The following is a 23658-nucleotide window of genomic DNA, read 5'->3' as shown; positions in this document are numbered from 1 at the left end:
GTGAAGTCTACCGGGTCAGTTCGACGGCGGCCCGTCGGACGGGGCGGTCAGCGAGTGGGGTCGGTGCCGCGGCTGAGGTCGTCCCAGCTGTCGACGGCGGCGTCGCGGGCGGTGGTCGCCGCCGGCCGGGCCGGACGTGCGGGGGCCGCGTCATCCCGTTCGGACAGGTCTGCCAGGTCGGTGAAGTCGTCGTCGATCAGATCTGCCGGGTCGGAGCTCTGCCGCCCGTCGGCGGCCTCGAAGGTGACCGCCTGGTAGCGGCGGCTCGAGGCGGGCCAGCGGCGGACCGTCACGACGATCACCACGCCGGCCAGCGCCATCAGCGCACCGAGCACCACCGTGAGGGCGGGCCAGGGCGTCTCCCCGCCCACCGTCACCAGCTCGCGGATGGACGAGGTGCCCGCCACGCCCGTGCTGCTGGTGACCACCGAGGCTCCGGCGGCCACCGGATCGGTGAGCGCGAGCACGCCCGACCAGATCACGCTCACCCCGAGCAGCACCTCAAGGGCACCGAGCACGATGCGCACCAGTGGTCCGGCGATCGCCAGGGCGCCGGCCAGCGCGATACCGGCGAGACCGAGGGCCGACAGCGCCGGAGCGGCGACCGAACCCGGCACGTCGAGCACGGTGGCCGTGGTGCTGCCGCCGGCGAGCTCGAGGGTTCCCCACGACTGGGACCACGCGAGAAAGGCGAGGGCACTCAGCACGAGCACCCCCAGGATGACGGTCGACTTCAGCCGACGCCCGGTCGTCGCCGCCGCCGGCGTCGCCTCGGTCTCGGTCATCAACGCACCCGTGTCATGGCGTTGGCGATGGCCACGGCCCGCAACGGCGCCGCCGCCTTGTTCTGCGACTCCTGGAACTCGCTCGCCGGGTCGGAGTCGGCCACCAGACCGCCGCCGGCCTGCACACGGGCCACACCGTCGCGGATGGTGGCCGTGCGGATGGCGATGGCGAGATCGGCGTCTCCCCCGAACCCGAAGTAGCCGACCACCCCGCCGTACACCCCGCGCTGAGCCGGTTCGAGCTCGTCGATGATCTCCAGCGCGCTCGGCTTCGGCGCACCCGAGAGCGTGCCGGCCGGGAAGGTGGCCCGGAACACGTCGATCGCGTCGACGCCCTCCCGCAGCAGTCCCTCGACCGAGGAGACGATGTGCATGATGTGGCTGAACCGCTCCACCCGCATGAACTCGGTGACCTCGACCGACGAGGCCTCGCACACCTTCAGCAGGTCGTTGCGCGCGAGATCGACCAGCATCAAGTGCTCGGCGCGCTCCTTGTCGTCGCCGAGCAGCTCCTGCTCGAGCTCGAGGTCGTGCTGGGGAGTGCTGCCGCGCGGCTTCGATCCGGCGATGGGGTGCGTGTGCGCCCGGCCGCGCTCGACCTTCACCAGGGCCTCGGGGCTGGAACCCACGATCTGGTACGGCGAGCCGTCGGGGTCGACCAGCGTGAGCAGGTACATGTAAGGGCTCGGGTTGAGCGTGCGCAGCACCCGGTACACGTCGAGCGGATGCGCCGGGCAGTCGAGTTCGAAGCGCTGCGAGATCACCACCTGGAAGATGTCGCCGTCGCGGATGCGCTCCTTCGCCACCTCGATGGCGGCGAGGAAGTCGTCGCGTTCGGTGCGATGAGCCGGTTCTGCCACCACCGAGAAATCGGTGCGGGCGAGCCACGCCTCGGCCGGCTGCGCCAGCCCGGACTGCAGCTCGTCGAGTCGCCGCTGGGCGCCTGCCCAGAGCGCGTCGGCATCGGCGTCGCCGTCCGTCAGCACGTTCACCAGCAGCTGAACGCTGCCCTGCAGGTGGTCGACCACGACCAGCTCCGACACGAAGGCGAGGCCCTGGCTCGGGATGCGGTAGTCCAGCGGGGGCCGGTTCGGCAGTCGCTCCAGCTGGCGCACGGTCTCCCAGCCGATGAAGCCCACGATCCCGCCGGTGAGGGGCGGATGCGCGGGAACCGCCGGGGTCTTCCAGTGCTCGTAGAGCGCCGAGACCGCGTCGAGCGGACCGTCGGGCAACCCGGCGGGGAAGACGCGTTCGGCCGGCAGGCCGAGGTCGAGCCAGACGGCGCGGTCGTCGGCCTCGGTGAGCACGCCGAAGCTGTTCACGCCGATGAAGGAGAAGCGCGACCAGATGCCGCCCTGTTCGGCCGACTCGAGCAGGAAGGTGCCCGGGCGGCCGTCGGCGAGCTTGCGGTAGATGCCCACCGGGGTCTCGCCGTCGGCGAAGAGCTCGCGGATGACGGGCAGCACGCGGTGGGTGCCGCTCAGGGCGTCGAACTCGGCCCGGGAGGTCGTGGCCGTGGAGGAGGTCGTCATGGTCTCTCGAGTATCTCAGGCTCGCCCGACACGGGCTGGGTGAGCCCGGACTGGTCCAGCACGGTCGGGTCGAGCGGGTCGACGTCGAAGCACCGTCGGGCTCCGGTGTGGCAGGCGGCACCGACCTGGTCGACCTGCACGAGCAGGGTGTCGTCGTCGCAGTCGAGCGCGGCACCCTTCACCCACTGCACGTGGCCGGAGGTGTCGCCCTTGCGCCAGTACTCCTGCCGGGAGCGCGACCAGAAGGTGACCCGCCCCTCGGTGAGCGTGCGGCGCAGCGCCTCGGCATCCATGTAGCCGAGCATCAGCACGTCTTTGGAGTCGTACTGCTGGATGACGGCCGGCAGCAGACCGGCGTCGTCGAAGCGCACGCGGCTCAGGATCTCGTCGGTGTCGGTGACGGTGCTCATCGCACGTCCACCCCTTCTCGTCGGAGTTCGTCCTTCACGTCGCCCACGGTCATCTCGCGAAGGTGGAAGACGCTGGCGGCGAGCACCGCGTCGGCGCCCGCCTTGATGGCCTGGCCGAAGTGCTCCACCCGTCCGGCGCCACCCGAGGCGATCACCGGCACCGAGCTCAGCTCGCGCATCAGCCCCACGAGTTCGAGGTCGAAGCCGTCTTTGGTGCCGTCGGCGTCGATGGAGTTGACCAGCAGCTCGCCGGCCCCGCGTTCGATCGCCTCACGCGCCCACTCCAGCGCATCCAGTTCGGTCTCGCGACGGCCGCCGTGGGTGGTGACCACGAAGCCCGATGGGGTGCGGCCCGGGTCGGCGGCACGCTTGACGTCGAGCGAGAGCACGAGCACCTGCGCCCCGAAGCGGTCGGCGATCTCGTCGAGCAGGGCCGGCCGGGCGATGGCGGCGCTGTTGACTCCGGCCTTGTCGGCTCCGGATGCGAGCAGCCTGGCCACATCGTCGGTCGAGCGCACTCCCCCGCCCACCGTGAGCGGGATGAACACCTGCTCGGCCGTCTGCCGCACCATGTCGTACATGGTGGCGCGGTCGTCGACCGTGGCCGTGACGTCGAGGAAGGTGAGCTCGTCGGCGCCCTGGGCCGCGTACAGCGCCGCGAGCTCGACGGGGTCACCCGCGTCGCGCAGGTTCTCGAAGTTCACGCCCTTCACCACGCGGCCCGCGGCCACGTCGAGGCAGGGGATGACGCGGACGGCGAGCGACATCAGATGCGCGCCGCGTGAATCGGGCTGACGAGGATGGCGCGGGCGCCCGCGGCGTAGAGGTCGTCCATCACCTGGTTGGTGTCGCGCTGCGGCACCATGGCGCGCACCGCCACCCACTCGGGGTCGTGCAGCGGGGAGATGGTGGGCGACTCGATGCCCGGGGTGAGCGCCACGGCGTCGTCGAGCCGACTGACGGGCACGTCGTAGTCCATCAGCACGTACTGCCGGGCCACCAGCACGCCCTGGAGGCGGCGCAGCAGCGTCTCGGCACCCGGGTGCGTGGTGCCGGAGCTGATCAGCACGGCGGTGGACTCGAGGATGACCGGGCCGAAGATCTCCAACCCTGCCTTGCGCAGGGTGCCGCCGGTGGAGACCACGTCGGCCACCGCATCCGCCACACCGAGCCGCACGGCGGACTCGACCGCGCCGTCGAGCCGGATCAGCTGGGCGGTGATGCCGTGACGGGCGAGGAACGCGCCGACCAGGCCCGGGTAGCTGGTGGCGACGCGGGCGCCGTCGAGGTCAGGCAGCTCGATCGACGTGCCCTCGGGGCGGGCGAAGCGGAAGGTCGACTCGCCGAAGTCGAGCGAGGCGGTCTCGGTGGCGGGCGACTCGGAATCGAGCAGCAGGTCGCGGCCCGTGATGCCCACGTCGAGGGCGCCGGAGCCGACGTAGGTGGCGATGTCGCGGGGGCGCAGGTAGAAGAACTCGACGCCGTTGCGCGGGTCGGCGATCACGAGCTCACGCGAGTCGCGGCGCCCGTTGTATCCGGCCTCGGCGAGCATCTGGGCGGCGATCTCGGAGAGGGAGCCCTTGTTGGGCACGGCGATCTTGAGCATGGGGTCGGGTGCTTTCCGTGGAAGAAGAGTGGGTCTCGGACGCGGGGTCTACAGCTGTCGCCTGGTTCAGAGATGTCGGTAGACGTCGGCCGGGGCGAGGCCCTTCGCGAGCATGAGCACCTGGAGGTGGTACAGCAGCTGCGAGATCTCCTCGGCCGTGTTCTCGTCGGACTCGTACTCGGCCGCCATCCACACCTCGGCGGCCTCTTCGACGATCTTCTTGCCGATCTGGTGCACGCCGGCGTCGAGCTCGCGTACGGTGCCAGAGCCCTCAGGGCGCTCGAGGGCCTTGGCGGAGAGCTCGAGGAACAGCTCGTCGAAAGTCTTCACAGGTCAAGGGTACCGGTGTCAGTGGGTGTGACCGGCCGCGAGGGCGCGCAGGTGGTCGACCTGGGCGGAGGCGCTCTCGGCCCCGAACACGCTCGAACCCGCCACGAACACCGTCGCCCCGGCCTCGGCCGCGATGGAGATGGTGTCGTCGTTGATGCCGCCGTCGACCTGCAGCCACACGTCGAGCCCGGAGGCGCGCACCGCCTCGGAGAGGCGCCGCAGCTTCGGCATGGTCTCGGGCATGAAGCTCTGGCCGCCGAAACCGGGCTCGACGGTCATCACGAGCACCATGTCGAACTCGGGGAGCAGGTCGAGGAAGGGTTCGGCGTCGGTGCCGGGCTTCAGCGCGAGACCGGCCCGGGCGCCGCGCTCGCGGAGGCTGCGGGCCACCGTCACGGGGTCGGAGTCGCGGCCAACGGCCTCGGCGTGGAAGGTGACGGAGTAGGCGCCGGTCTCGGCGTAGACCGGGGCCCAGCGTTCGGGGGCGTCGATCATGAGGTGCAGGTCGAGCGGGATGGGCGAGACCTGTTGCAGGCGCTCCACGATCGGCAGCCCCAGCGTGAGGTTCGGCACGAAGTGGTTGTCCATCACGTCGACGTGCGCCAGGTCGGCGTTGGCGATGCGGCCGAGCTCGCTCTCGAGGTTGGCGAAGTCGGAGGCGAGGATGCTGGGGTTGATGCGAAGAGCCACCCTTCAGACTTTACCGGCTGGATTCGCCCGGCAGCTGGGCGTAGAGCGCCACGTCGTGCCGGTGCGCCCCCACCGGGAGAGCGGAGCGGAGCACGCCCTCGAGGTGGAAGCCGAGCCGCTCGGCCACCGCCCGGCTGCGCACGTTGCCCGTCGCGGCGCGGATCTCCATCCGGGCGAGCCCGCGTGCGAAGCCGGCGTCACGGAGCGCGGCGGCCGCCCGGGTGACCACGCCCCGGCCCTCGTGGGCCTCATCGATCCAGTACCCCAGCTCGCCGATCGCCGTCGCCGGGTCGATCTTCAGCGACACGCTGCCCACGGGGAGGCCGTCACGCACGAGCACCCCGGGCACCGTCTTGCCCTGGTCGTACAGGGCGAGCACGAAATCGGTGAACGCGCGCGTGCCGGCGAGGCTCTGCTCGGGCTGGGCCCACGGTTCCCAGGCGCGGAGGCGTGCGAGATTGCGCTCGGTGAGGGCGTGCACGGCGGGTACGCCCTCACGGGTGCGCAGCTCGAGCGTGTAGCCGTCGCCCAGGCCACGCGGCAGGAGGTCGCCGAAGCGGTCGGCGGGCATGGTCGTCATGTCTTCGGGAGCCCGGCTTCAGCGCTTGACGAACAGCGCGATGAACATGGCGTCGGTGGTGTTCCGGTGCGGCCAGAGCTGCACCGCTCGGTCGGCGGCACCGAGTTCCACGGAACCGCCCGAGATCTCGCGCAGCACCTCCTGGGTGTCGAGCTGCTCGAGGGTGTCACCCCAGCGCCGAAGAGCCCCCTGCACCTGCCCGCGGGTCTCGGCGACGTGCGGCGAGCACGTGACGTAGGCCAGGATGCCGCCCGGCTTGAGCGCTCGCACCGCCGAGTCGACGAGGTTCTGCTGCAGGGCCACCAGGTCGGCCACGTCGGCGGGGGTCTTGCGCCAGCGGGCCTCCGGACGACGGCGCAGGGCACCGAGCCCGGTGCAGGGCGCATCGACCAGGATGCGGTCGAAGCCCTCGGGGCTCTGCTCCCCCACCCGGGTTCCGTCGCGCTCCCACACCACGATCGGCTCGGGCAGCGCGGCCACCGCGCGGCGAACCAGCCCGGCGCGTGCGGGCACCGGCTCGTTGGCGATCACGGTCGCTCCGGCCAGGCGCGCCTCAGCGGCGAGCACCGCCGTCTTGCCTCCCGGGCCGGCACAGAGGTCGAGCCAGAGCTCCCCCTCCTCGATCGGCCGCGCCCGGCTGAGGGCGAGCGCGGCGAGCTGTGAGCCCTCGTCCTGCACCCGCACGACGCCGGCGCGCACCGCGGGGATGGCGGCGGGGTCGCCCGTGGGCGCCACGAACCCGATCGGCGACAGGGGCGCGGGGGCGAAGTCGGCCGGGGCTGCGTTCGCCACGGCGGTTCCGGATGCGGCGGGCGTGGCGTCCAGGCCCGTTCCGTCGTCGTCGGCCGGGTCGCTCACCACGTCGAGCACGGTCTCCAGCTCGACGAGCTCGGTCTCGGGATGTGCGGGGCCGACCTCGGCGAGGGCTCCACCGCCGCCGGCCGGGTCGAGGTCGGCGCGATCGGCCAGCCCGGGAAGCGCGACGAGGCTGAGCCTGGCCGGGGTGTTGTCGGCCTCGAGCAGCTCCTCCAGCTCCCGGGCGACCCGGTCGGCGGGCACCCCGTCGGCGACCAGCGCACGGCGGAACGCGCGGATGATCCACGCGGGGTGGGACGAGAGGATCTCGAGGCGCTCGTCGTCGTCGGCCGCCGCATCCGTCGCCCGCTTCAGCCACTCCTCGGCGGGAGTCCTAGTGAGGGCCCGGAGCACGCCGTTGACGAAGCCGGTCGACGAGCGGGACGCCACCGCACGGGCGAGCTCCACCGATTCGTTCACTGCTGCGTGCTGGGCCACGCGCATCGACAGCACCTGATGGGCGCCGAGCTCGAGCACGTCGCGCACCGGACCGTCGATCTCGTCGATGCTGCGGCCGGAGGCGAGCTCGATCACCCGGTCGTAGTAGCCGCGGCGGCGGAGGGTGCCGTAGGTGAGCTCGGTGGCGAGGCCCGCGTCGGCGGGCGACAGCCGGGCGGCCGAGATCTTCGTGGGCAGCAGCAGATTGGCGTAGGCGTCGTCGGCCCGCACCGCCGTGATCACCTCGAGGGCGATCCGGCGCGCCGGCTGCACCGCTCCGGGCGCGGGTTCGGGCGAAGCGGGCTTGCGCCGCTGGGGGCCACGCCGGTCACCCCGGGCCGCCCGGCCGTCCCTGGCGCCCCGCGAAGCACCCCGTCGGTCGTCGTCGCTCATCGCGCCACCATTCCTTCCGCGCCCGCACCGCGCCACCAGTCGGCGGCCGCCATCGCCTTCTTGCCCGCCGGCTGCACCGTCACGAGTTCCAGCGGATCGGTCGCCGTTCCCACGAGGAGCGACCGGCCGGAGGCCTGCAGCGCGCCGGGCTCCAGCCGCGGCCGGTCGCGGGCCGGCGAGGCCTCGAGCACCTTCACCCGCTGGCCGTCGATCTCGGTGAAGGCCCCGGGCTCCGGGGTGACCCCGCGCAACCGCCGGTAGACGGTCTCGAGGTCACGACGGAAGTCGAGCCGCGCATCCTCGAGGCCCAGCTTGGGCGCCAGGGTCACCTCACCCTGCTGCTCACGGGCCGAGAGCCGGCCGGAGCCGATGCCGTCGACCGTGTCGGCCAGCTGCTCGGCGCCCGACACGGCCAGGCGGCCGAGCAGGTTGCCGGCGGTCTCGTGGGGCGCGATGGGGGTTTTGGTCTCCGACCAGATCGCCCCGGCATCCAGGCCCGGCACGAGCTGGAACACGGTGGCGCCCGTCTCGGTGTCGCCCTCGATGATGCTCCACTGCACGGGGGCGGCGCCGCGCCAGCGCGGCAGCAGCGAGAAGTGCAGGTTGATCCAGCCGCGGGCGGGAGTGCTCAGCAGCGGCTCGCGCACGAGACCGCCGTAGGCCACGATCACACCGAGCTCGGCACCCACCGCGGCGATGCGCTCGGTGGCCTCCTCGCCGAGCCGGGCGGCTTTGATCACCTCGATGCCGAGCTCGGTCGCCGCCTCCGCCACCGGCGACGGCGTGAGAACGCGCTTCCGGCCGAGCGGCGCATCCGGGCGGGTGACCACCGCGGCCACCTCGTGGCGCTCGGCCAGGGTGCGCAGTGCCGGCACGGCGACCGCCGGGGTGCCCGCGAACACGAGTCTCATTCCATGATCTCCGAATCGTCGAGCCGAACCCGCAGGCTGGGCGGCGGCCTGAATCCCGGACCTCGCCCGGGTTTGGCCCGCCGGGTCGTGGCGTTCTTCACCACGAGCGCCCGCAGGTGCCGGGCCACGGCTGCACCCACCGCGTAGTCGAAGCGCACGATGGCGCGCACCAGACCGTCGTCGGCGGGCACCGGGCCCAGGGTATCCATCTTCGCCCATTCCGCCTCGGTGACGAGCCGCTCGAGATCGGACAGCGCGGCGGCGACCGTGTCGGGGGCTCCGGTGAGGGTGGCGAGCCGCACCGCCGGCGGAAAGCGCAGCCGCCGCCGGTCGGCGAGCTCGGCCGAGGCCACGGCCTCCTGCTGCCAGGTGACGAGCGCCTTCGCGAGATCGCCGCCCACGCCGACGAGCACGTTCGTGGCCCGTGGCGCCGAGAGCGCGATGGCGTTCGACCACCAGCGCAGACAGTCCTCGGCGACGCGCAGTGACTCGCGGGCCAGCATCCGCGGGCCGTCGAGCAGCAGCACCGCGCGATAGCCGCCCTCCGCCACCGGCTCGGCACCGCGCGTCGCCACCACGAGGGCCGGCTGTGCATCGACGGTGAGCACGCTGCGCTCGCCGTCGGAGACGATCACCCGGATGCCTGGGAAGGCCCGCCCCAGCTCGTCGGCCGTGCGCCCGGCCCCGATCGAGGCGAAACGGAACGTGCGGCTCTGGCAGTGCGAGCACGACCAGTCGGCGGCGATGGCGCCGCAGAGCGTGCACGAGGGCCGCTCCCCCGCCCGGTGCACGTGCAGCGGTCCGCCGCACACGGTGCAGGTGGCGGGATGTCCGCAGTTCTGGCACGCGAGCACCGGCGCGTACCCCGGGCGCGCCACCTGCACCAGCACCGGACCGTGCTCGAGGGCCCGGCGGGCGGCCTGCCAGGCCGAGGTGGGGATGCGCGCCGAGTTCTGCGGGGCGTCGGCGTCGTCCTGCTCCGCGGTGGGCACCACCCGCGGCAGGTAGCGCGGGGTGGGCTGCACAGGGTGCAGGAAGCCGAGCTCCACCAGCCGCTCCACCTCGGTGCTCCGCGAGTGCGACACGAACGCGAGCCGGCTGCCCGACTGCTCCTGGCGCACCAGCGCCGCATCCCGCAGGTGCACGTACGGCGCCAGCGGTTCGCTCTGCAGCGAGTCGCCCTCGTCCCACACCACGATCTGGCCGAGGTTCGCCACGGGCGCGTAGATGCTCGACCGGTTGCCCACCACGATGCACGGCCGGCCGTCGAGGGCGGTCAGGAAGTTGGCGTACCGCTCGTTCCGCGCCTGGCGGGCGTCGAGCCGCACGATGGCGTCGGCCGCGCCGAGGCTCTCGAGCGCCTGCTCGACCGCGAGCTGGTCGCGGTAGTCGGGCACGGCCACGATCACCGACTGGCCGGCCCGGTGAACGGATGCGGCGAGCTCGCCGACCGTGAGCGCCCAGTGCCCCACGGTGTGCGTCGTGCCGTCGGGCGCCGCCACGCTCGTGACCGTGGCGACCGCGTCGATCGCGCTCCTCGCTCCCGCCTCGGCGAGGTGCCGACCGTCGGACTCCGAGTACCCCGTGAGCGGGAACGCGTCCGGGCCGGTGGCACCGGCCACCGCACCGGGACGGTCGGCCGCTCGAGCCGAGTCGTCCGCGGCGGAAGCCGCCGCAGCAGACGCAGCCGCGGCTGCCTCCTCGTCTGCCGCGCGCCGCGCCAGGAACGCCTTCTCGACCCGCACGAATCGCGGCGGGATCGCCAGCCGCACGATGTCGCAAGCGCTGCCGGCGGCCCGGTCGGCGAGCCTCCTGGCGAGAGCCCACACCTCGGGCGTGAGCACCGGCAGGGGCGACACCACGTCGTCGAGCTCGCTCAGCGCGCGCCCGCCCGCGTCGTGCGGCACCACCTCGATGATGTAGCCGCGCGCGGTGCGCCCCGCTGAGCGCAACGGAACCTTCACCCGCACGCCCGGCAGGGCGACGGCCACCAGCGCCGGCGGCACCAGGTAGTCGAACAGCCGGTCGAGCTGCGGCAACGGCGACTCGAGCATCACCCGCGCGACGACTCCCCGCGGGCCGGCCGCCGGGGCGTCGGTCGGTGCGGTTTCGAGCGGCACGGCTTCGAGCGGCATCACCTCGAGCGGCACCGCCTCGTCACCGGCGACCGGAGCCGCCGCCGTCACAGCCCTGCGGCAGCCCGGATCTCCGAGACCCGGTCGAGTCGCTCCCAGGTGAAGTCAGGCAGTTCGCGGCCGAAGTGCCCGTAGGTGGCGGTCTGCGCGTAGATGGGCCGCAGCAGGTCGAGGTCGTCGATGATGGCACCCGGGCGCAGGTCGAACACCTCGCGCAGGGCGTTGGTGATGACCTCGTCCGACACCACGCCGGTGCCGAAGCTCTCGACGTAGAAGCCCACGGGTGCCGCCTTGCCGATGGCGTAGGCGATCTGCACCTCGAGCCGCGAGGCGAGCCCCGCGGCCACCGCGTTCTTCGCCACCCACCGCATCGCGTAGGCCGCCGAACGGTCGACCTTCGACGGGTCTTTGCCGCTGAAGGCGCCACCACCGTGCCGCGCCGCCCCGCCGTAGGTGTCGACGATGATCTTGCGGCCGGTGAGACCGGCGTCGCCCTGCGGCCCGCCGATCTCGAACCGCCCGGTGGGGTTGATCAGGATGCGGGCATCCGCCGAGGTGAGCGACACCCCGTCGGCCTCGGCCTGCTCCAGCACGGGCCGGATGACGGTCTCCTCGACCTCGCGGCGCAGGTCGTCGAGCCCGATCGAGGGCGCGTGCTGGGTGGAGAGCACGACGGTGTCGACCGTCCTGGGCACCACCCCGTCGTAGCCGATGGTCACCTGCGTCTTGCCGTCGGGCCGCAGGTAGTCGAGCACGCCCTCTTTCCGCACCGCGGCCAGCCGGGCCGACAACCGGTGCGCCAGCCAGATGGGCAGCGGCATGAGCTGCGGGGTCTCGGTGGTGGCGTAGCCGAACATGATGCCCTGGTCGCCCGCGCCCTGCCGGTCGGCCTCGTCGGTCGACGAACCCTCGCGGGTCTCGAAGGCGTTGTCGACGCCCTGAGCGATGTCGGGCGACTGCCCGCCGATCGACACCGAGACACCGCACGAGCGGCCGTCGAACCAGACGTCGGACGAGGTGTACCCGATCGAGGAGATCTTCTCGCGCACGATGGCCGGGATCTCGACGTAACCGCTCGTGGTGACCTCGCCGGCCACGTGCACGAGGCCCGTGGTCACGAGGGTCTCGACGGCCACCCGGGAGTACGGGTCGACCGTGAGCAGCGCGTCGAGGATGCTGTCGGAGACCTGGTCGCAGATCTTGTCGGGGTGGCCTTCGGTGACCGACTCGGAGGTGAAGAGGCGAAGGGAGGTCATAGTGCTCCTGATAGGGCGGCGGCGAACACTCCGAGAATGCCATCAGCCACCGACGTCTTGCTGCCGGACGCCTCGAACACTACCCCGCCGGTGGAGTCGAGAACGGTGACGCTGTTGTCTTCCGTCACGAAGCCGGTCGACCACCCCACGCCGTTCACGACGAGGTAGTCACAACCCTTCCGGGCGATCTTCGCGCGGCCGAGGGAGACCAGCTCGTCGCGGGTCGTGGCGGTCTCGGCGGCGAAGCCCACGATCAGCCGGCCCTCGCGCGAAACGGCCGAGATCTCCGCCAGCACGTCGGGGTTCTGCACGAGTTCGAGGGTGAGGGTCTGGCCGGTGTCGGCCTTCTTGATCTTGGCGTCGCTCACGGCGGCCGGCCGGTAGTCGGCGACGGCCGCCGCCATCACCGTGAGATCGTGCAGCGGTGAGGCCGCCCCGGTCGCCTCGAGCAGTTCGGCCGTGGTCTCCACCCGCACCACGTCGACGCCCTCGGGCAGGGCCACCTCGACGTGCGCGGCGATCAGCGTCACCCTGGCTCCCCGGTCACGCGCGGCCTGGGCGATGGCCACGCCCTGCCGGCCGCTGGATCGGTTGCCGAGGTAGCGCACCGGGTCGAGGGGTTCGCGGGTGCCGCCGGCCGTCACGAGAACCGAACGGCCCTCGAGATCCCGGATGCGCGTTCCGCCGCCATCCGTCGCCGCACCCTGCGACCCCGTGCCCGCCTGACGCGCCGCCACGGCGAGGGCCTCGGCCACGATCTCGTCGGGCTCCGCCATCCGCCCGACCCCGGAGTCGGTGCCGGTGAGCTGCCCGCTGACCGGGCCGACGAGGTGGATGCCGCGGGCTCGCAGCGTGGCGACGTTGGCCACGGTGGCCGGGTTCTGCCACATCTCGGTGTGCATCGCGGGCGCGATGACGATCGGCGCGCGGCTGGCGAGCACCGTGTTGCCGAGCAGGTCGTCGGCGAGGCCGGCCGCGAGCTTGGCGATGGTGTTGGCCGTGGCGGGCGCGATGACGATGAGCTCGGCGGCCTGGCCGATGGCCACGTGCCGCACCTGGGCCACCCCGTCGTACAGATCGGTGGCGACCGTGTTGCGGGAGATGGCCTCGAGCGTCGGGCGCCCCACGAACCGCAGGGCGGCCTCGGTTGCCACGACGTGCACGTCGTGCCCGGCCAGAACGAGACCACGGACGACATTCACGGCCTTGTAGGCCGCGATGCCGCCCGTGATTCCGACGACGATGTTCACGTGTGCTCCGATGGGAGAGGTCTCCCGCGGGAGATGCGAACGGGTGTTACTCGATGGGGGCTGCCGGGCGCACGGTCAGCTTGTCCTCGTTGATCTCGTGCATGGCCACCGACAGGGGCTTGTCGTCGATGGTGGAGTCGACCAGCGGGCCGACGTTGTCGAACAGGCTTCCCTCGTGCAGGTCGGCGTAGTAGTCGTTGATCTGGCGGGCACGCTTGGAGGCGAAGATCACCAGGGCGTACTTCGAGTCGACCTTCGAGAGAAGCTCGTCGATGGGCGGGTCGATGATGCCGAGTTTGTTGGTAGGCACGGTGTTCACTCCTTGCTGCGAAGGCTGGTCGCCTTCTGAATCTGCATCAATTCTACGACCTCTGCCGCCGCGGCCTCGACATCGCGGTTCACGACGCGGTGGTCGAACTCCGCCTGGGCGGCCAATTCGACCTTCGCGGTGGTCAGCCGGCGCTCCTGCTCCTCGGCCGTCTCGGTGCCGCGGCCGATCAGCCGGCGCACCAGTTCGTCCCAGGTGGGCGGCAGCAGGAAGACGAGGGTGGCCGAGGGCTCGGCCGCCTTCACCTGGCGCGCGCCCTGGATGTCGATCTCGAGCAGCACGCTCGTGCCGGCCGCGAGGGCGCGGTCGATCGGCGTGCGGGGCGTGCCATAGCGCGACTTGTTGTGCACCACCGCCCACTCCAGGAACTCGCCCGCCTCGATCATGCGGTCGAACTCCTCGTCGCTGACGAAGTAGTAGCTCACGCCCTCCACCTCACCGGGCCGGGGGGCGCGGGTGGTGGCCGACACCGACAGGTGCACCTCGGGATAGTTCTCCCGGATGAACGTCGACACCGTGCCCTTGCCCACCGCGGTCGGCCCGGCGAGCACCACCAGACGGCTGTCGCCCGTCGGCAGCACCTTCGGGGCACGGGCCTGGAGGAACTCGCGCAGGCGCACCTGCTGGTGCACGCCCAGCCCGCCCAGTCGCTTCGAGGCGGCGATGCCCAGCCTGTCCATCACGCGGTCGACGCGGATGGGGCCGAGGCCTGGGATGCTCATCAGCAGGTCGCGCACCCGGAGCGACGCCTCGATGCTCTCGGTGCTGCCGAGGCCCGTCTCGAGCACCGAGACGGCGCTCAGCCGCTTCTCGTTGACGGCGTTCTTCACCGCGGCCCTGGCACGCCGAGCCGCGACGGCGGCGCGGGAGGCGGCCACGCGGTCGACCTCAGGGGGCCTCATCGCAGCACCTCCGCGAGTGCGCCCGCCTCGCGTTCGATCGCTTCGGCGAGACCCGCGGCGCCCGCGGCTCCGGCCGCGCCCAGCGCGAGCACCGAGCGCGAGACGCTCACCACGAGGTTCGGCGCGAGCTGCCCGAACACCGCGGGGATGGAGCCGAACTCGGCCCCCTGGAACCCGAAGCCCGGTGCGAGCACGGGGGTGGTGGAGAGCACGCGCACCGCGTCGTTGGTGAAGCCGTACTCGTCGAGCCGCTTGGTGGCCCCGAGCACGAGGCCGTGATCGCCGAGGCGGGTGCGGTCGATGTTGCGGGCGGCCACCTCGTCGGCGACGAGTCTCGACACGCTCTCCCCCGCATCCGTTCTCGCGGTCTGCAGATCGCGCGACTCGGGGTTCGAGGTGGCGCTCAGCACGAACACGCCCTTGCCCGATGCCTCGGCGCGCTCGAACAGCCCGGCGAGGGCACCCACGCCCGTGTAGGCCGTGACGGTGAGCGCGTCGACCTCGAGCGGCGAACCGTCGGTGAGCCAGGCCGCGGCGTAGCCGTCGTTCGTGGAGCCGATGTCGCCGCGCTTGGCGTCGCCGATCACGAGCAGCCCGGCCGCGCGGGCCGCGGTCAGCACCTCCTCGAGGGCGGCGAAGCCCGCCGAACCGTGGGCTTCGAAGAAGGCCACCTGCGGCTTCACGATGCCCACCCGGCCGGCGGCCGCGTCGACCACGCGCAGGCCGAACTCCCGCACCCCGGCGGCGTCGCCGCCGAGGCCCCATTCCTCCAGCAGGTACGGATGCGGGTCGATGCCGACGCACAGGTGCCCCGAGGCCGCGAAAGCGGCGTCGAGACGGGCGCCGAAGGTGGCTGCGCTCATCCGCGGGCGCTCCGGGCGAGCGCGTACTCCTGCAGCGAGGTGACCTCGAAGCCGTCCTTCAGGGCTTCGAACGACGCCACGGCCGCGCCCAGCTGGGCGATCGTGGTGAACAACGGCTTGTCGGCCGCCACCGCCGCCGCCCGGATCTCGTAACCGTCGACCCGGGCCGAGCGGCCAGAGGGCGTGTTGATCACGATGTCGACCTTGTTGGCGTTGATCAGGTCGACGATGGTCTCCGGCGCATCCTCGTCTCCCGAGGCCTTGCCCTCGAAGTGCTTCGCCACGATGCCGGCGTGGATGCCGTTGCGGTTCAGCACCTCGGCCGTGCCGCTGGTGGCGAGGATCTCGAAGCCCAGCTGCTGCAGGCGCAGCACCGGCAGCACGATGGCCCGCTTGTCGCGGTCGGCCACCGACACGAACACGGTGCCCGACAGCGGCAGCCCGCCGTAGGCCGCTTCCTGGCTCTTGGCGAACGCGCGCGGGAAGTCGCGGTCGATGCCCATCACCTCGCCGGTGGAGCGCATCTCCGGGCCGAGCACCGAGTCGACGATCAGGCCCTCCTTGGTGCGGAAGCGCTTGAACGGCAGCACGGCCTCCTTCACGGCGACCGGGGAGTCCAGCGGAACCCGCGAGCCGTCCTGCTCGGGCAGCAGGCCCTCGGCCTTGAGCTCGGCGATGGTGACGCCCACCATCAGCCGCGAGGCGGCCTTGGCGAGCGGGATGCCCAGCGCCTTCGACACGAACGGCACGGTGCGCGAGGCCCGCGGGTTCGCCTCGAGCACGTAGAGGATGCCGGCGCCGATGGCGAACTGCACGTTCAGCAGGCCCTGCACCCCGATGCCCTCGGCGATCTTCAGCGTGGCATCGCGCACGGCGTCGATCTGCGCCCGGCCGAGCGTCACGGGCGGCAGCGAGCAGCTCGAGTCGCCCGAGTGCACCCCGGCCTCCTCGAGGTGCTCCATGATGCCGCCGATGTAGAGCTCGTGGCCGTCGTAGAGGGCGTCGACGTCGATCTCGATCGCGTCGTCGAGGAACCGGTCGACCAGCAGCGGGTTGGCGCTGCCCACCATGCCCTGGCCGGCGATGCGCTCGAAGTAGTCGGCGAGCGACGGGGTGTCGTAGACGATCTCCATGCCGCGGCCGCCCAGCACGTAGCTGGGCCGCACGAGCACCGGGAAGCCGATCTCCTCGGCCACCACGACGGCCGACTCGTAGTCGATCGCGGTGCCGTTCTTCGGCGCCAGGATGCCGGCGGCGTCGAGGATGCCCGAGAACAGCCCCCGCTCCTCGGCCAGGTCGATGGCCTCGGGGGTCGTGCCGAGGATCGGCACGCCGGCCTCCTTCAGGCCCTTCGCGAGACCGAGCGCGGTCTGGCCGCCCAGCTGCACCACCACGCCCACGAGCTCGCCCGACTGCGACTCCGCGTGGATGACCTCGAGCACGTCCTCGAGGGTGAGCGGCTCGAAGTAGAGCCGGTCGCTCGTGTCGTAGTCGGTGGAGACCGTCTCAGGGTTGCAGTTGATCATGATGGTCTCGTACCCGGCGTCGTGCAGGGCGAACGAGGCGTGCACGCAGGAGTAGTCGAACTCCACGCCCTGGCCGATGCGGTTCGGGCCCGAGCCCAGGATGACGACCTTGCGGGCGTCGGAGGGCTCCACCTCGGTCTCGAGGTCGTAGCTGGAGTAGTGGTACGGCGTGAGCGCGGGGAACTCCCCCGCGCAGGTGTCGACCGTCTTGTAGACCGGGCGGATGCCGAGGATGTGGCGCACCTCGCGCACGTCCTTCTCGCCGAAGCCGCGGAGCGACGCGATCTGGGCATCCGAGAAGCCGTGCTCCTTCGCGAGCGTGAACATGGCGTGGTCGGCGTTCTCCGAGGCGCGGATGGCCTCGGCCACCTCGTTGATCAGAACGATCTGGTCGAGGAACCAGGGGTCGATCTTGGTGGCCTCGAAGGCCTCCTCGATGGTGGCTCCGGCCCGCAGGGCCTGCTGCACCGTGACGATGCGGCCGTCGGTGGGCACCGCGGCGATCGCCAGTAGCTCCTCCTTCGACGCGCTGATCGGCTCCCAGTGGAACGACGAGCCGCGCTTCTCGAGCGAGCGCAACGACTTCTGCAGCGCCTGGGTGAAGTTGCGGCCGATGGCCATCGCCTCGCCCACCGACTTCATGGTGGTGGTGAGGGTGGGGTCGGCGGCCGGGAACTTCTCGAACGCGAACCGGGGCACCTTCACCACCACGTAGTCGAGCGTGGGCTCGAAGGATGCCGGGGTCACCTTGGTGATGTCGTTCGGGATCTCGTCGAGCCGGTAGCCGATGGCGAGTTTGGCCGCGATCTTGGCGATCGGGAAACCGGTGGCCTTCGACGCCAGCGCGCTCGACCTCGAGACACGGGGGTTCATCTCGATCACGATGATGCGGCCGTTGGCCGGATCGACCGCGAACTGGATGTTGCAGCCGCCGGTGTCGACGCCCACCGCGCGGATGATGTCGATTCCGATGTCGCGCAGTTTCTGGTACTCGCGGTCGGTCAGGGTCAGCGCGGGCGCCACGGTGATCGAGTCACCGGTGTGCACGCCGACGGGGTCGACGTTCTCGATCGAGCACACCACCACCGTGTTGTCGGCGTTGTCGCGCATGAGCTCGAGCTCGTACTCCTTCCAGCCGAGGATCGACTCCTCCAGGAGCACCTCGGTGGTGGGGCTCTGGTGCAGGCCGTCGCCGACGATGCGGCGCAGCTCCTCCTCGGTGTAGGCGAAGCCGGAACCGAGGCCGCCCATGGTGAACGAGGGGCGCACCACGAGCGGGTAGCCCAGGTCTTCGGCGAAGCCCACGGCCTCCTCGACGGTGTGGGCGATGTGCGAGCGCGCCACGTCGGCACCGCACTGCAGCACCAGCTCCTTGAAGACCTGCCTGTCTTCGCCTTTGTTGATGGCCTCGAAGTTCGCGCCGATCAGCTCCACGTCGTACTTCTCGAGGATGCCGTGCTCGTGCAGCTGGATGGCCGCGTTGAGCGCCGTCTGGCCGCCGAGGGTGGGCAGGATCGCGTCCGGTTTCTCCTTGGCGATGATGGTCTCGATCACCTGCCAGGTGATCGGTTCCACGTAGGTGGCGTCGGCGAAGTCGGGGTCGGTCATGATGGTGGCCGGGTTCGAGTTCACCAGGATGACGCGCACGCCCTCCTCGCGGAGCACGCGGCACGCCTGCGTTCCCGAGTAGTCGAACTCCACGGCCTGACCGATCACGATCGGGCCGGAGCCGATGACCAGAACGCTCTGGATGTCGTCTCTCTTGGGCATTACTCGTGGTCTCCTTCGGAGGAAGCGGGTGCGAACGAGCCGTCGACCGCGGCGGCAGCGGCACGCCGGGCCAGGATCATCTCGCGGAAGCGGTCGAACAGGTACATGGAGTCGTGCGGGCCGGCGGCCGCCTCGGGGTGGTACTGAACCGAGAACGCGTCGAGGTCGAGGCAGCGGATGCCCTCCACCACGTCGTCGTTGAGGCTCACGTGGCTCACCTCGACCCGGCCGAAGCCGGCGGGCGACTCCACCACGCCTTCACGCGGGGCGTCGACCGCGAAGCCGTGGTTCTGGCTGGTGATCTCCACCCGCCCGGTGAGCCGGTCGAGCACCGGCTGGTTGATGCCGCGGTGGCCGAACGGCAGCTTGTAGGTGCCGAAGCCCAGGGCGCGGCCGAGCAGCTGGTTGCCGAAGCAGATGCCGAAGTACGGCACACCGCTCCGCAGCACGTCGCGCAGCAGCTCGACGTGACTCTCGGATGCCTCCGGGTCGCCGGGGCCGTTGCTGTAGAAGAGGGCGTCCGGAGCGAGCGACAGCACCTCGTCGACCGTCACCGACTCGGGCAGCACCTCCACGTCGAGCCCGCGCTCGGCGAGGTAGTTCAGCGTGGAGGTCTTCACGCCCAGGTCGAGCACGGCCACCGAGCCGATGCGCTCGCCGACGGCGGGCACCTGGTAGCGCTCGGCGGTGGAGACGACGGCCGAGAGCTTCCGGCCGGCCATCTCAGCACCCGCGCGCACGGCGCCGAGCTGCTCGGTGGCCGAGAGCCCGTAGTCGTCACCCGAGAAGATGCCCGCGCGCATGGCGCCGGCGCTGCGGATGTGGCGGGTGACGGCGCGCGTGTCGATGCCGGAGATGCCCACCACGCCATCCGTCTCGAGGTCGTCGTCGAGGCTGCGCTGGGCGCGGAAGTTCGACACGATGCGGGAGGGGTCGCGCACCACGTAGCCGGCCACCCAGATCTTCGACGACTCCTTGTCGGTGTCGTTCACGCCGGTGTTGCCGATGTGCGGCGCCGTCTGCATCACGATCTGGCCCGCGTACGACGGGTCGGTGAGGGTCTCCTGGTAGCCGGTCATGCCGGTGGCGAAGACGGCCTCGCCGAGGGTCCGTCCTCGGGCGCCGTAGGCACGGCCCTCGAAGCGTCGACCGTCTTCCAGCACGAGAACGGCGGGTTCGGTGGTGATCACGAGGAGGTTCCTCCCTGGGGGGTGTGGTTCGGGATGATGGCCGACGCGGCCTCGATCAGGCGTGGCGCGTCGCCGAGTTCGGTGGCCCTGAGGTAGCTCTCCACGTCGACCGGGCCGGTCTTCGACGTGAACGTCCAATCGATGCGCACCAGGCCGCCGGGCTCGACCACCCGGTCGATGGTCCAGGTGGAGGTGCCGATCGAGCGCAGGTGCTCGCGGGCGATGAACGTCTCGGGCTCGCCGGGGATGGCGATCGCGAGTCCGGTCTCGTACACCGCGAGGGTGCCGCGGCCCCTGAACGCCAGGCCCGGGATGGTGAGCCGGTCCAGCGGGTCGCCCGCCGTGGTGGTGGCCACGTAGAGAACGGATGCCCGCAGCTTCTCCTCGCCGCGCAGGGCTTCGTCAGGGGCTCCGGTGGGTGCGCCGAAGGCCGACTGGCGGCGGCGGCGCGCCCGCCAGCCCCACACCATGGCCAGCAGCACCAGCAGGGCGAAGGCGGTGACGAGGGCGCCGGGGACGAGTCGTTCCATCAGCGCACCGCCGTCTCGTCGACGGGGGCCAGCACGCCGTCGCGCAGGGTGGGGAAGCCGTGGTGGAACGTCCAGCGCACGCTGCCCGAGAGGGTCACGCCCAGATAGGGCGTGTTGCTGCTCGCGCCGTGCAGCCGGTCGAGGTCGAACACGCTCGAGGCGGCGGGGTCGACGAGGGTGACGTTGGCGGGCGCTCCGGCCTCGAACGCGTGGCTGTGACCCTCGAGCCGGCCGATCCGCGCGGGGGCCGTCGAGAGCACCCGGGCCACGTCGGCCCAGCTGAGCAGACCGGTGTCGATCAGCGCGGTCTGCACCACCGGCAGCGCCGACTCCAGGCCCACCATGCCGAAGGCCGCGGCATCCCACTCGCACTCCTTCGCCTCGCGCGGATGCGGTGCGTGGTCGGTGGCGATGATGTCGATGGTGCCGTCGGCGACGCCCTCGCGCAGGGCCCGCACATCCTCGTCGCGGCGCAACGGCGGGTTCACCTTGTAGCGGGCGTCGTAGCTGCGGATGAGTTCCTCGGTCAGCAGCAGGTGGTGCGGCGTCGCCTCTGCCGTGACCTGGATGCCGCGGGCCTTGGCCCAGCGCACCACGTCGACCGAGCCGGCGGTGGACAGATGGCAGATGTGCAGCCGGGCACCCACGTGCTCGGCCAGCAGCACGTCGCGGGCGATGATCGACTCCTCCGCCACGGCGGGCCAGCCCTTGAGGCCGAGCTCGGAGCTGAGGGCGCCCTCGTTCATCTGCGCGCCCTCGGTCAGCCGCGGGTCCTGCGCGTGCTGCGCGATCACGCCGTCGAAGGTCTTCACGTACTCCAGGGCGCGGCGCATGAGGAGCGAGTCGTGCACGCATTTGCCGTCGTCGGAGAACACCCGTACGCCGGCGCGGGACTGCGCCATCGCGCCGATCTCGCTGAGCCGCTCGCCCGCCAACCCGATCGTCACGGCGCCGATGGGCCGCACGGTGGCGTAGCCGGCCGCCTGGCCGAGGGCCTGCACCTGCTCCACCACTCCGGCGCTGTCGGAGACGGGCAGGGTGTTGGCCATGGCGAACACGGCGGTGAAGCCTCCGGCGGCGGCGGCGCGGGTGCCGGTGAGCACCGTCTCGCTCTGTTCGAAGCCGGGCTCGCGCAGGTGGGTGTGCAGGTCGACGAGACCCGGCAGGGCCACGAGCCCGTCGGCGTCCACGACGACGGCATCCGCAACCGGCCCCGACGGCGCGGTCGACAGGATGCGGCCACCCTCGATCAGGACGTCGGCGGGCGAGCCGTCGGCCAGGGTCGCACCCTTCAGCAGGTAGCGGTTCGCGCTCAACTCAGGGCCTCTCGTTCGCCGGACAGCAGCAGGTAGAGCACAGCCATCCGGATGGACACCCCGTTCGCGACCTGCTCGAGAACGGTCGACCGGGGCGAATCGGCCGCGGCGGACGAGATCTCGAGGCCGCGGTTCATCGGGCCGGGATGCATCACAATCGTATCCGGGCGAAGGCGCGCCAGACGCTCGTCGCCCAGACCCCACTGCCGGGAGTACTCGCGGGCGTTCGGGAAGTAGGCCGCGTCCATCCGCTCGCTCTGGATGCGCAGCATCATCAGCACGTCGGGTCGCACGTCGGCGAGGGTCGCATCGAGGTCGAAGCTCACCTCGGCGGGCCAGCTCGCCGCACCCACCGGCACCAGCGTGGCGGGGGCCACGAAGGTCACCTCGGCGCCGAGCGTCTCGAGCAGCCAGAGGTTCGACCGCGCCACCCGCGAGTGCAGGATGTCGCCCACGATCACCACCCGCACGCCGTCCAGCGCCCTCCCGCGGCTGGCGGCGCCGTGCAGTCGTCGGCGCATGGTGAAGGCGTCGAGCAGCGCCTGGGTGGGGTGTTCGTGGGTGCCGTCGCCGGCGTTCACCACCCCCGCGTCGATCCAGTCGCTCTGCGCGAGCACCTGCGGGGCACCCGAGGCGTGGTGTCGGATGACGACACCGTCGGCCCCCATGGCCGCCAGCGTCTGCGCCGTGTCTTTGAGGCTCTCGCCCTTCGACACGCTCGAGCCCTTGGCCGAGAAGGTGATCACGTCGGCCGACAGGCGCTTGGCGGCGGCCTCGAACGAGATGCGGGTGCGCGTGGAGTCCTCGAAGAAGAGGTTCACCACGGTCTTGCCGCGCAGGGTCGGGAGCTTCTTCACCTCGCGGTTCTGCACGTCGGCCATGTCCTCGGCCACGTCGAGGATGCGCACGGCCTCGGCCCGGCTGAGGTCTTTGGTGGAGAGGAGGTGTCTCATCCCTCGATCGTCACCTCCTCGACGCCGTCGAGGTCGGTGAGGCGCACGTTGATGCGCTCGGTGCGCGAGGTGGGCAGGTTCTTGCCCACGAAGTCGGCGCGGATCGGCAGGTCGCGGTGACCGCGGTCGACCAGCACCGCGAGGCGCACCGCGCGCGGCCGGCCCAGGTCGTTCAGGGCGTCGAGCGCAGCCCGGATGGTGCGGCCGGAGTAGAGCACGTCGTCGACGAGCACCACGGTCTTGCCATCGATGCCCTGGCGGGGCACCTGGGTGGGCTGCGGCGTACGGGTGGGGTGCCGGCCCAGATCGTCGCGGTACATGGTGATGTCCAGCGCACCCACCATCTGCGCGGGATCGGCGCTCTCCTCGATTCCGCCGATCAGCTGCCCGATGCGCTCGGCCAGCAGCACGCCCCTCGTGGGGATGCCCAGGATCACCAGATCGTCTGCTCCCCGGTTGGACTCCAGGATCTCGTGGGAGATCCGAGTCAACGCCCGGGCTATCTCAGCCTGCTGCAGCACTGTGCGTGCCATGCAACCGACCTCCTTCCCCGCCTCTCGGACGGCTTTAAAGGATGCCTTCGTCTTGCCTCCCCCACCCTACCAGCGCCTGGGCCGGTGGAGACGACGGAGAGTTCGGGCCCGTGAGGGGAACGACGGAGGATCAGTCCGTCGTTTCGACCGAACTCCGACGTTGTCAGGCGCTCTCGGCGACCTTACCGAGCACGCCGTTGACGAAGCTGGAGGAGTCCTCGGTGGAGAGCGTCTTGGCGAGTTCGACCGCCTCGGCGATCGCCACGCCCGACGGCACCTCGTCGTTGTAGAGGATCTCCCAGATCGCGATTCTGAGGAGGGCGCGGTCGATGGTGGGCATGCGCGCGATCGTCCAGCCCTGGGAGTAGGTCTGGATGGTCTCGTCGATCTCGGCGAAGTGGTCGACCACCCCGTCGACGATCTCGCGGGCGTAGAGCCACGAGGTCTGCCGGTCGGGTTCACCGGCCGCCCGTGCCGCCTCGGCCCCGAGGGACTCCACGATCGCGATCTGCCGCACATCGGCGGCATAGAGGATGTCGAGGGCTCGCTTGCGGGCCTTCGTGCGTGAGCTCAACG

At 71.4% G+C, this 23658-nt stretch carries 23 protein-coding genes; all 23 read right to left on the bottom strand.

All coding sequences use genetic code 11. The annotated features are described in order from the left end of the window. Positions 1-47: 47 nt before the first annotated feature. Entirely contained in the window at positions 48-785 is a 738-nt protein-coding gene (locus ACEXOR_RS10115; RefSeq protein ID WP_374849500.1) for a Trp biosynthesis-associated membrane protein, read from the bottom strand. Continuing rightward, complete coding sequence (locus tag ACEXOR_RS10110; protein ID WP_374849499.1) at positions 785-2317, bottom strand: anthranilate synthase component I; 1533 nt, start codon at positions 2315-2317, stop codon at positions 785-787. Before ACEXOR_RS10110 ends, ACEXOR_RS10115 begins: the two co-directional genes overlap by 1 nt. Continuing rightward, positions 2314-2727, bottom strand: coding sequence for a phosphoribosyl-AMP cyclohydrolase (hisI, locus tag ACEXOR_RS10105; protein WP_374849498.1), 414 nt, complete (start codon positions 2725-2727; stop codon positions 2314-2316). The genes ACEXOR_RS10110 and hisI overlap by 4 nt, the downstream gene beginning before the upstream one ends. Beyond that, positions 2724-3494 (bottom strand): imidazole glycerol phosphate synthase subunit HisF, encoded by a 771-nt coding sequence (gene hisF / locus ACEXOR_RS10100; protein WP_374849497.1) that lies wholly within the window; start codon positions 3492-3494, stop codon positions 2724-2726. The genes hisI and hisF overlap by 4 nt, the downstream gene beginning before the upstream one ends. Beyond that, positions 3494-4333, bottom strand: coding sequence for an ATP phosphoribosyltransferase (gene hisG, locus ACEXOR_RS10095; RefSeq protein ID WP_374849496.1), 840 nt, complete (start codon positions 4331-4333; stop codon positions 3494-3496). The genes hisF and hisG overlap by 1 nt, the downstream gene beginning before the upstream one ends. 66 nt (positions 4334-4399) lie before the next feature. Continuing rightward, on the bottom strand, positions 4400-4663 hold the full coding sequence (locus ACEXOR_RS10090; protein WP_374849495.1) for a phosphoribosyl-ATP diphosphatase: 264 nt from the start codon (positions 4661-4663) through the stop codon (positions 4400-4402). An 18-nt stretch (positions 4664-4681) separates the two neighbouring features. Then, positions 4682-5353 (bottom strand): ribulose-phosphate 3-epimerase, encoded by a 672-nt coding sequence (rpe, locus tag ACEXOR_RS10085; RefSeq protein WP_374849493.1) that lies wholly within the window; start codon positions 5351-5353, stop codon positions 4682-4684. A 10-nt stretch (positions 5354-5363) separates the two neighbouring features. Then, positions 5364-5933, bottom strand: coding sequence for a GNAT family N-acetyltransferase (locus ACEXOR_RS10080; RefSeq protein ID WP_374849491.1), 570 nt, complete (start codon positions 5931-5933; stop codon positions 5364-5366). Between the two features lie 18 nt (positions 5934-5951). Beyond that, on the bottom strand, positions 5952-7619 hold the full coding sequence (locus ACEXOR_RS10075) for an RsmB/NOP family class I SAM-dependent RNA methyltransferase (RefSeq protein WP_374849489.1): 1668 nt from the start codon (positions 7617-7619) through the stop codon (positions 5952-5954). Next, a complete protein-coding gene (gene fmt / locus ACEXOR_RS10070) occupies positions 7616-8530 on the bottom strand; it encodes a methionyl-tRNA formyltransferase (protein WP_374849488.1) in 915 nt (304 codons plus the stop codon). The genes ACEXOR_RS10075 and fmt overlap by 4 nt, the downstream gene beginning before the upstream one ends. Beyond that, positions 8527-10716 carry a primosomal protein N' family DNA-binding protein gene (locus tag ACEXOR_RS10065; protein WP_445451949.1) on the bottom strand — a complete coding sequence of 730 codons (2190 nt, stop codon included), beginning with the start codon at positions 10714-10716 and terminating at the stop codon, positions 8527-8529. Before ACEXOR_RS10065 ends, fmt begins: the two co-directional genes overlap by 4 nt. Then, positions 10713-11921 (bottom strand): methionine adenosyltransferase, encoded by a 1209-nt coding sequence (gene metK / locus ACEXOR_RS10060; RefSeq protein ID WP_374849487.1) that lies wholly within the window; start codon positions 11919-11921, stop codon positions 10713-10715. The genes ACEXOR_RS10065 and metK overlap by 4 nt, the downstream gene beginning before the upstream one ends. Next, positions 11918-13171: a bifunctional phosphopantothenoylcysteine decarboxylase/phosphopantothenate--cysteine ligase CoaBC gene (gene coaBC / locus ACEXOR_RS10055; RefSeq protein WP_374849486.1), complete on the bottom strand. Its 1254-nt coding sequence runs from the start codon at positions 13169-13171 to the stop codon at positions 11918-11920. The genes metK and coaBC overlap by 4 nt, the downstream gene beginning before the upstream one ends. A 46-nt stretch (positions 13172-13217) precedes the next feature. Further along, positions 13218-13481 (bottom strand): DNA-directed RNA polymerase subunit omega, encoded by a 264-nt coding sequence (gene rpoZ / locus ACEXOR_RS10050; RefSeq protein WP_259484579.1) that lies wholly within the window; start codon positions 13479-13481, stop codon positions 13218-13220. Positions 13482-13486: 5 nt separating this feature from the next. Next, positions 13487-14401 (bottom strand): guanylate kinase, encoded by a 915-nt coding sequence (gene gmk, locus ACEXOR_RS10045; RefSeq protein ID WP_374849485.1) that lies wholly within the window; start codon positions 14399-14401, stop codon positions 13487-13489. Continuing rightward, entirely contained in the window at positions 14398-15264 is an 867-nt protein-coding gene (gene pyrF, locus ACEXOR_RS10040) for an orotidine-5'-phosphate decarboxylase (RefSeq protein ID WP_374849483.1), read from the bottom strand. Before pyrF ends, gmk begins: the two co-directional genes overlap by 4 nt. After that, entirely contained in the window at positions 15261-18560 is a 3300-nt protein-coding gene (gene carB / locus ACEXOR_RS10035; protein ID WP_374849481.1) for a carbamoyl-phosphate synthase large subunit, read from the bottom strand. The genes pyrF and carB overlap by 4 nt, the downstream gene beginning before the upstream one ends. Beyond that, entirely contained in the window at positions 18560-19747 is a 1188-nt protein-coding gene (gene carA, locus ACEXOR_RS10030; RefSeq protein ID WP_374849614.1) for a glutamine-hydrolyzing carbamoyl-phosphate synthase small subunit, read from the bottom strand. The genes carB and carA overlap by 1 nt, the downstream gene beginning before the upstream one ends. Further along, a complete protein-coding gene (locus ACEXOR_RS10025; RefSeq protein WP_374849480.1) occupies positions 19747-20280 on the bottom strand; it encodes a PH-like domain-containing protein in 534 nt (177 codons plus the stop codon). The genes carA and ACEXOR_RS10025 overlap by 1 nt, the downstream gene beginning before the upstream one ends. Continuing rightward, the gene (locus ACEXOR_RS10020) at positions 20280-21596 is read right to left on the bottom strand and encodes a dihydroorotase (protein ID WP_374849479.1); all 1317 of its coding nucleotides are present in this window, start codon (positions 21594-21596) and stop codon (positions 20280-20282) included. The genes ACEXOR_RS10025 and ACEXOR_RS10020 overlap by 1 nt, the downstream gene beginning before the upstream one ends. Next, positions 21593-22549, bottom strand: a complete 957-nt coding sequence (locus ACEXOR_RS10015; protein ID WP_374849478.1) for an aspartate carbamoyltransferase catalytic subunit — start codon at positions 22547-22549, stop codon at positions 21593-21595. The genes ACEXOR_RS10020 and ACEXOR_RS10015 overlap by 4 nt, the downstream gene beginning before the upstream one ends. Continuing rightward, the gene (gene pyrR, locus ACEXOR_RS10010; protein WP_374849477.1) at positions 22546-23082 is read right to left on the bottom strand and encodes a bifunctional pyr operon transcriptional regulator/uracil phosphoribosyltransferase PyrR; all 537 of its coding nucleotides are present in this window, start codon (positions 23080-23082) and stop codon (positions 22546-22548) included. Before pyrR ends, ACEXOR_RS10015 begins: the two co-directional genes overlap by 4 nt. Positions 23083-23245: 163 nt before the next feature. After that, positions 23246-23656 carry a transcription antitermination factor NusB gene (nusB, locus tag ACEXOR_RS10005; protein ID WP_374849476.1) on the bottom strand — a complete coding sequence of 137 codons (411 nt, stop codon included), beginning with the start codon at positions 23654-23656 and terminating at the stop codon, positions 23246-23248. Between the last annotated feature and the right edge of the window lie 2 nt (positions 23657-23658).

Source organism: Herbiconiux liangxiaofengii, assembly GCF_041927335.1.
Classification (GTDB): domain Bacteria; phylum Actinomycetota; class Actinomycetes; order Actinomycetales; family Microbacteriaceae; genus Herbiconiux; species Herbiconiux liangxiaofengii.
Note: the sequence above shows the minus strand (reverse complement) of the source record. Positions and strands in the feature narration are given on the sequence as shown.